The following is an 8206-nucleotide window of genomic DNA, read 5'->3' on the forward strand; positions in this document are numbered from 1 at the left end:
TTAGGCGTTGGTCCTGACTGTGTCAACACCCGCCCTGATGAAATTTTTGTGGCAAAATTTTTATGCCGCCATTTCCACAGCAAAGCGTAGCAGAGCCTTGTCTTGGTGCTTGGTGTTTGCGGCGCAAAGTGTCACCCTTAGGTTTACAACAAAGGGATCAGCGATGTTTGGCGCGATTTGGGGAGCGGTGATTGGTGCAGTTTTACTACTGGGCACGACGGCACAGGCCGATTGCGCCGGTAAAAACCTGCTGAATGCGCTGCCGATTCAGGCGCAAGCTGAACTGCGCGCGCGCGCGGCCGCCCATCCCTTTGCGATTGGCAATTTTTGGCTGGCCGAACGTGACGCGGCGCGGATTTACCTGATTGGCACCTATCACTTTGACGATCCACGCCATGCCGCAACTTTGGCGCAGCTGCGCCCGCTTTTGAAAACCACCCGGGTTTTGTTGGTCGAGGCGGGGCCCTCTGAAGAAGTCTCGCTGCACCAACGCCTTGCCGATGAGCCCGCGCTGATCCTGAATACCAAGGGCCCCACCCTGCCTGAGCTGCTGACGCCAGAGACTTGGCAGCTGTTGTCCAAGGCCGTGCGGGCGCGCGGCATTCCGCCTGTAATGGTGGCCAAGCTTCAACCTTGGTATGTCTCGATGCTGCTGTCGATGCCGCTGTGCGGGTTGAACAGTGCCGCCGCCGAAAACGGACTGGACCGGCAATTGATGCTTGCCGCAGCGGCCGAGGCGATTCCGATCAAGGCGTTGGAACCCTATGACACGGTGCTTCGGATCTTTGGCGATATGCCCCAAAGCGAACAGCTGGATATGGTGACGATGGCGCTTGCGACCGAGGCCAGCTCTGCCGATATGATGACAACGCTTGCTGACAGCTATTTCGCCCAAGAGGGCCGGCTGATCTGGGAGTTTAACCGCCTGCAAAGCCATGAGGTTTTGGGCTATTCTCCCCAGCGGATCGATGCCGATCTGGCCAAAATGGAGCAGGTGATGATGATTGATCGCAACCGCGCTTGGATCGCAAAGATCGAGGCCGCCGCCCAGCAGGGGCAGGTGCTTGCGGCCTTTGGCGCGCTGCATCTTTCGGGCGAGGCAGGGGTATTGCGGCTGTTGGAACAACAGGGCTATCACATCAGCCGCCAGCCGCTGCCCTAGCACGCCGCAGCGCAGCATCTGGCCGCGTGACAAATCCTAGACGCGCGCCTATATAGACGCAAAATCCATCACGAAGGCGCATTCCATGACCACGCTTGTATTCGGCCACAAATCCCCCGACACCGATGCCACCCTCTCTGCAATCATCTGGGCGTGGTATTTGACCAACCTGCAAGGCGTCGATGCCAAGGCAGTGCTGCTGGGCGAGCCGAACACCGAAGCGGCTTTTGTGTTGCAGCATTGGGGCTTTGCCAAGCCCGAGATTATTGCCGATGTCAGTGCGACCGATCATGTGGTGATCGTTGACACCAACAACCCGGCTGAACTGCCGCCCTCGATCAACGAAGCCACGATCATGGCGATCATCGACCACCACATGCTGGTGGGCGGGCTGAAATCCAAGACCCCGATCAATGTGGTGCTGCGGCCCTTGGCCTGCACCGCCACGGTGATGCATGACATCATCGGTGCCGATATGGCCAAGCTGCCGCGCGAGATTAAGGGCGCAATGCTGTCGTGCATCTTGTCCGACACGCTGGAATTCCGCAGCCCCACCACCACCGCGCATGACCAAGCCGTGGCCGAAGCGCTGGCTGCCGATCTGGGCGTGGCGATCCCCGACCTTGCAGCGGCGATGTTTGCGGCGAAATCCGATGTCTCGGCGTTTTCGGACGCAGAGCTTTTGCGGATGGATTCCAAAGAATACACCGTCGCAGGCAAAGAGCTGCGGATCTCGGTGCTAGAAACCACCGCCCCTGCCGTGGTGCTGAACCGCAAGGCCGATCTGATGGCGGCGATGGTGGGCGTGGCTGCGGCCGATGGTGCCGATCAGGTGCTGTTGTTCGTGATCGACATTCTGCGCGAAGAGGCGACGCTGCTGGTGCCCAATGATCTGGTGCGGCAGATGGCAGAGGCGTCCTTTGGCGTCAAAGTCATTGGCGACACCGTGGTGCTGCCCGGCGTGATGAGCCGCAAAAAGCAGATCATCCCTTCGTTGAAACTGTAATCGGAAAATCAGGGTGCGCGGCCCGCGCACCCTAAGGCGGCTTATTTGCTGGGCCGCACGGTCTGATAGCCCGCCGCAATCGCCGCCGACATGCCGCCATTGGCCGAGATGATCCGGTTTGGGATCTTGCCCGCCAAGGCCGCCGCTGCCGAAGACGAGCGGTTGCCCGAACGGCAAACCAGAATAAGCGGGCGGCCATCGCTCAGATCTTTGCCGACCGCCTTCAAAAACCCATCGGCATCGCCAAAGGTCACCAGCTTGGCCCCCGCAATGACGCCGGTGTCTTTCCATTCTTGTGGCGTGCGAATATCGACAATCAGCGCGCCTGTGGCCTTCATCTCGTCCACCGACATCGCAAGCTTTTCATAGCCCTTCGGTGCGGCCATCCGCGAAAACATCACCGCGCCGACCAAAGCCACCGCAACCGCCAAAACGATCCATTTCATCTGCTGCACCCTTTGCCGCAAGTTACATTCATTTTCGCCTATGTGTCGCAAAGACCGCAGCGCCGCAATGGCCTTTTGCGGCAAGCGGCGCTATGTCACGCTCAAGCCTTCCCAACCGATCGAGAGTAAAATGACCCAAGTGATCGCGACCCTCGCCGAAGTCTCTGCCCGCTATGACGCGGTGTTTTGTGATCTGTGGGGCTGTTTGCACAATGGCGTCGCGCCGTTTCCGGCAGCCGTTGCGGCCTTGCAGGCCTATCGTGCGCAGGGCGGTCGGGTGATTTTGCTGACCAATGCGCCGCGGCCAAAATCAAGCGTCATCGCGCAGTTGGATAAGATGGGCGTGCCGCGCGATGCTTGGGATGATGTCGTCACCTCGGGCGATGCGGCGCAATATGCGATGCTGACCGGTGCTGTTGGGCGCAAGGTTTACTTCATCGGCGCCGATAAGGACGAGCCGTTTTTTACCGATTTCGCCGATGATCTGGCTGAAATCGCCGCCGCCAATCCTGTGATCGAGCGCGTCGCCCTGACGCAGGCGCAGGGCATTGTCTGCACCGGCCTTGCCGATGATCTGACTGAAACGCTGGAAACCTATCACGCCACCCTGCTTGCCGCAAAAACCCTCGGCCTGCCAATGCTTTGCGCCAATCCTGACCTGACGGTACATTGGGGCGATCAACTGCTTTATTGCGCCGGAGCCTTGGCGCAAAGCTATGAAGCCATGGGCGGCACCGCGCTTTATTTCGGCAAGCCGCATCCGCCGATCTATGATCTTGCTCGCCGCCGTCTGGCGCTGTTGGGCGGGCCGTCTGATCCACAAATCCTATGCATTGGCGACGGCATCAACACCGATGTGCAGGGCGCAAGCGGTGAAGGGCTGGACGCGCTGTTCATCACCGGCGGGCTGGCGGTTGATCACTTTGGGCCGGATCCGCAGGCGCCTGATCTGGCGCTGTTGCAGGCGTGGCTCGATAAGGCGCAGCTTTCGCCCAGCTATAGCATCGGCAAGCTGCGCTAGGCTCGCAACATAATTACCGAAAATATCAACTTTGCGCACAAATGATGCGCAAAGGATTTGCGCTGCACTGCGGCATTTGCTAGGCTAAGGCCAGAAGCAAAGGATTCGGTCATGCTCGACAATCAACCGCGCGGCACCATCTGCATTGAAGATCTGGAAATCGGCATGGTGCGGTCGTTGCGCAAAACCGTGACCGACCGCGATATCGACCTTTTTGCCGAGGTTTCGACCGATCATAACCCGGTGCATCTGGACGAAGCCTATGCCCAAGCCACAATTTTCGCAGGCCGCATTGCGCATGGCATGCTGACCGCAGGGCTGATTTCTGCGGTGATCGGCGAACAACTTCCGGGCCATGGCACTGTTTATCTTGGACAATCCTTGAAATTCATGGCCCCCGTCCGCCCCGGCGATACCGTCGAGGCGGTGGTGAAAGTTTTGGCGATTGATCACGCGCGCCGCCGTGTCACCCTTGAAACCCATTGCGCAGTGGGCAATACCGTGGTCCTGAAGGGCGAGGCGCTGGTTTTGGCGCCAAGCCGCAAGTTCGACTAGGGGCCGCGGGCCTCACACGGGGTTAAATGCAGGTTCAAACGCATTGGCAGGGGCTAAAGCCCACAGCGCGCGGCGCTTCTGTTGCCATGGGCAATTTTGACGGCGTGCATCTGGGCCATCAGGCAGTGATCGACCTTGCCCGCCCGCATGGGCCTTTGGGCATTGTCACCTTCACCCCGCATCCGCGTGAATATTTCCTGCCAGATGGTGCCGATTTCCGGCTGATGAACCCCGAGACCCGCGCCAACCGCTTGGCAAAACTGGGGGTGCAACAGCTTTATCAGCTGCCCTTTGATGCCGCGATGGCCAGCTTTAGCCCCGAAGAGTTTGTGCGTCAGGTTCTGGTTGAAGGGCTTGGCATTGCCCATGTCGTCGTCGGCGCTGATTTCTGCTTTGGCCGTGGTCGGGCGGGCAAGGCGGCGGATCTTCAGGCGCTGGGGGTCAAATACGGCTTTGGCGTCACCATCGCCGAGCTGGTGAACTTTGCCCAAGCCGCGATTTCGTCAACCGCCATTCGCACCGCTTTGGCCGAGGGCCGCCCGCGCGATGCCAAGGATATGCTCGGCCATTGGCACCGCATTGATGGCGAGGTGATCCACGGCGAAAAGCGCGGGCGTGAGCTGGGCTATCCGACAGCGAATATGTCGGTCAGCGGGCTGCATTTGCCACGGCTTGGGGTCTATGCGGTCAAGGTGGATATTCTGACCGGCCCGCAGATTGGCAGCTATCTTGGTGCGGCCTCTTTGGGGGTGCGGCCGATGTTTGGCGTCAATAAGCCCAATCTGGAAACTTTTATCTTTGACTTTAAGGGCGATCTTTACGGCCACCACCTTTCGATTGGTTTGGTCGATTATCTGCGCCCCGAGATGAAGTTCGACGGGCTGCCGGGGCTTTTGGACCAAATGGCCCGCGATTGCGATCAGGCGCGCGCGATCCTCGCGGCACTTTAGCCCCTTTCCTTTTCCCCGCGCTTTCGCCAGTTTGCGGGAATGACAGATTTACGCCCGAAATTCTGGGAAACCATCCCGCTTAAGAAAATGACCGCCCCTGAATGGGAGGCGCTGTGTGATGGCTGCGGCAAATGCTGCCTGAACAAGATCGAATATGAAGACACCGGCGAGGTGGAATATACCCGCGTCGCTTGTCGTCTGTTGGACAATGAAACCTGCCAATGTTCCAACTATGCCAATCGGTTTCAATTCGTGCCAGAATGTATCCGGCTGAACCCCAAGACCTTGAACCGCATCGCCTATTGGCTGCCAAATTCCTGCGCCTATAAGCTTTTGAACCAAGGCAAGCCGCTGCCCGAATGGCATCCTTTGGTCACCGGCGACCCCGAATCCACCCATAGCTCGGGCAATTCCTTGCGCGGGCAAACTGTCTCTGAGGCATCGGTTTCGGAAGACGATTGGGACGATTATATCATTCAAGAGGATCACTGATGTTCTTTACCTCTGACAACGCCTCTGGTGCCGCCCCCGAAGTCATGGCGGCCTTGCTGCAAACCAACGACGGCTATACCCGCGGCTATGGTGCCGAAGAGCAGATGGCGCGTGTGACCGCGCGTCTGCGCGAGGTGTTCGAACACCCCGAGGCCGCCGTCTATCTGGTCGCTACCGGCACTGTCGCCAATTCGCTGGCGCTGGCGCTTTACGCCCAACCCTGGAGCGCGATCTTCGCCCATGCCGATGCCCATATCGCCCAAGACGAATGTGGCGCGCCCGAGTTTTACACCAATGGCGCCAAGCTGATCTCGGTCGCAGGCGCGCATGGCAAGATGACGCCGGAAACCCTGACCGCTGCGCTGAACCGTGTTGGCAATGGCGGCGTGCACGGGGTGCAGCGCGGGGCTTTGTCGATCACCAATGTCACCGAAGCAGGCACGGTCTATACCGCAGCCGAAGTGGCAGCCCTGACAGCGCTTGCGCGCGAAAAGGGGCTGCCCAGCCATCTGGACGGCGCGCGCTTTGCCAATGCGCTGGTGGCCGCTGGGGCGACGGCTGCGCAAATGACATGGCAGGCGGGGGTGGATGTGGTGTCTTTTGGCGGCACCAAGAACGGCTGCCTTGGGGTCGAAGCGGTGGTGATCTTTGACGCCAAAAAGGCTTGGGAGTTCGAGCTGCGGCGCAAGCGCGGCGGGCATCTGTTCTCGAAGCATCGGTTCTTGGCGGCACAGATGGAGGCCTATCTGCAAGACGATCTGTGGCTACGGCTTGCCGCCCAAGCCAATGCCATGGGCGCGCGGCTGGCACAGGGGCTGACGGCGAACCCCGATGTAACCCTGCGCCACCCTGCGCCGGCGAATATGATGTTTGCCGAATGGGCGGAAGGCGGCCACGCCCGCCTGCGCGCGGCAGGGGCATCCTATTACGACATGCCAGCCCCACAGGGCCGCGAAGCCGCGCGCTTGGTCACATCATTCTGCACCACGCCCGAGGATGTCGATGCGTTTTTAGCCGCCTTCTAACGGCTTGCTGCAAAAAGGCCCTGCCAGCAGAAAGACTTTCGCGGCAAAGGCATAGCGGCAGTCTATACCAAGGCGCAGTTCTGGCTGAAAATGTGACCAATTCGCGGCATTTCCTCGCCCTGTCGGGTTCTGCGGTTTGCAAGACCCATGGCGGGTGATAAGCGGTGTTTACAATCCGAATCTGCCCACCGGAGTGCCCAAAATGGCTGCTATGACCGAACCGAAACTTATTTCGGGTAACGCCAACTTATCCTTGGCAAAATCCATCGCCCGTCGCATGTCGATGCACCGCGGTGTCTCTGTAAACCTTGTTGATGCGCGGATCGAACGCTTTAACGATCAGGAAATCTTTGTCGAGGTTTACGAAAACGTGCGCGGCGAGGATATGTATATCATCCAGCCAACCTCGAACCCTGCCAATGACAATCTGATGGAATTGCTTATCATGACGGACGCGCTGCGTCGGTCTTCGGCAGATCGTATCACGGCTGTGATCCCCTATTTTGGCTATGCCCGCCAAGACCGCCGCGCAAAGGCCCGCACGCCGATCACCGCCAAGCTGGTCGCCAATATGCTGGCCGAAGCTGGCATCGACCGCGTGCTAACGCTGGATCTACACGCCGCCCAGATCCAAGGTTTTTTCGACATTCCGGTCGATAACCTTTACGCCTCGCCCGTGTTTGCACTGGATATCGAGCATCACTTCAAAGGCCAGATGGACGACATCATGATCGTCTCGCCTGACGTTGGCGGTGTGGCGCGTGCGCGCGAGCTGGCCAAGCGGATCAACGCTCCGCTGGCCATTGTCGACAAACGTCGCGAAAAGGCGGGCGAGATCGCCGAGATGATCGTGATCGGCAGCGTTCAGGGCAAGAAATGCATCATCGTCGATGACATCTGCGACACCGCAGGCACCCTATGCAAAGCCGCCGAAGTGCTGATGGAAAACGGCGCCACCGAAGTGCACGCCTATATCACCCATGGCGTGCTGTCGGGTCCGGCAGTTGAGCGCGTGCAAAAATCAGTGATGAAATCGCTTGTCATCACCGACTCGATCGAGCCTACGGCCCAAGTCAAAGCCTGCGCCAATATCCGCATCGTGCCGACCGCGCCGATTTTTGCGCAAGCGATCTTGAACATATGGAATGGCACCTCGGTATCGTCTTTGTTTGAAACCGATACTTTGGTGCCGATCTACGAAGGCATGTATCAGCGCAGCTAAGCTGTCTACGTTAATCAAATTGTAAGGATCGTTCTGCAAAAGTGGCGCAGGATGATCCTTATAAAGAAAACGCAATGACAGCTCCTCTCTCTCCCGAAGGCTTTGCAAACGCCCCAAGCCTGACTGTGCTGAATGCGATGGCCAATGCTTCGATGCAGCTGGGCTACGACATCGTCGATATCTCTGGTTTTCTGGAAGAGGTGGACGCTGCCGCGCAACGCCAGTTGCAGCGCCTGCAATTGGCCAATGAGGCGGCGGGGGCAGTGGGCAAGGTCAGCAACTCGATGTTGGGGGGCACAGACCATATTGACACCGCAATGTCAGGCT

General features: G+C 59.0%; 9 protein-coding genes and 1 pseudogene. 9 read left to right on the forward strand and 1 reads right to left on the reverse strand.

The genetic code is table 11. The features are described 5' to 3' along the window. Window positions 1–163: 163 nt before the first annotated feature. Both V7Q10_RS08920 and V7Q10_RS08925 read left to right on the forward strand, forming a co-directional pair. Window positions 164–1162: a TraB/GumN family protein gene (locus V7Q10_RS08920; protein WP_333868732.1), complete on the forward strand. Its 999-nt coding sequence runs from the start codon at window positions 164–166 to the stop codon at window positions 1160–1162. An 85-nt stretch (window positions 1163–1247) separates the two neighbouring features. Continuing rightward, complete coding sequence (locus V7Q10_RS08925) at window positions 1248–2168, forward strand: manganese-dependent inorganic pyrophosphatase (protein ID WP_333868733.1); 921 nt, start codon at window positions 1248–1250, stop codon at window positions 2166–2168. Between the two features lie 41 nt (window positions 2169–2209). Here the strand turns inward: V7Q10_RS08925 and V7Q10_RS08930 are convergent, their stop codons facing one another. Continuing rightward, on the reverse strand, window positions 2210–2614 hold the full coding sequence (locus V7Q10_RS08930; RefSeq protein ID WP_333868734.1) for a rhodanese-like domain-containing protein: 405 nt from the start codon (window positions 2612–2614) through the stop codon (window positions 2210–2212). A 130-nt stretch (window positions 2615–2744) separates the two neighbouring features. On the opposite strand from V7Q10_RS08930, the gene V7Q10_RS08935 reads away from it, so the two are divergent. The 7 genes and pseudogenes from V7Q10_RS08935 to V7Q10_RS08965 form a co-directional block, all read left to right on the forward strand. Continuing rightward, a complete protein-coding gene (locus tag V7Q10_RS08935; RefSeq protein ID WP_333868735.1) occupies window positions 2745–3635 on the forward strand; it encodes a TIGR01459 family HAD-type hydrolase in 891 nt (296 codons plus the stop codon). A 111-nt stretch (window positions 3636–3746) separates the two neighbouring features. Next, a complete protein-coding gene (locus V7Q10_RS08940; protein ID WP_333868736.1) occupies window positions 3747–4190 on the forward strand; it encodes a MaoC family dehydratase in 444 nt (147 codons plus the stop codon). Between the two features lie 26 nt (window positions 4191–4216). Next, a complete protein-coding gene (locus V7Q10_RS08945) occupies window positions 4217–5140 on the forward strand; it encodes a bifunctional riboflavin kinase/FAD synthetase (RefSeq protein ID WP_333868737.1) in 924 nt (307 codons plus the stop codon). Window positions 5141–5179: 39 nt separating this feature from the next. Next, complete coding sequence (locus V7Q10_RS08950; protein ID WP_333868738.1) at window positions 5180–5632, forward strand: YcgN family cysteine cluster protein; 453 nt, start codon at window positions 5180–5182, stop codon at window positions 5630–5632. Next, on the forward strand, window positions 5632–6657 hold the full coding sequence (locus tag V7Q10_RS08955; RefSeq protein ID WP_333868739.1) for a threonine aldolase family protein: 1026 nt from the start codon (window positions 5632–5634) through the stop codon (window positions 6655–6657). The genes V7Q10_RS08950 and V7Q10_RS08955 overlap by 1 nt, the downstream gene beginning before the upstream one ends. A 202-nt stretch (window positions 6658–6859) precedes the next feature. Continuing rightward, window positions 6860–7879 carry a ribose-phosphate pyrophosphokinase gene (locus V7Q10_RS08960; protein ID WP_333868740.1) on the forward strand — a complete coding sequence of 340 codons (1020 nt, stop codon included), beginning with the start codon at window positions 6860–6862 and terminating at the stop codon, window positions 7877–7879. A 74-nt stretch (window positions 7880–7953) separates the two neighbouring features. Continuing rightward, a pseudogene (locus tag V7Q10_RS08965) lies at window positions 7954–8206 on the forward strand (hypothetical protein); the annotation flags it as partial.

The organism is Cypionkella sp. (genome assembly GCF_036782355.1).
Taxonomy (GTDB): domain Bacteria; phylum Pseudomonadota; class Alphaproteobacteria; order Rhodobacterales; family Rhodobacteraceae; genus Cypionkella.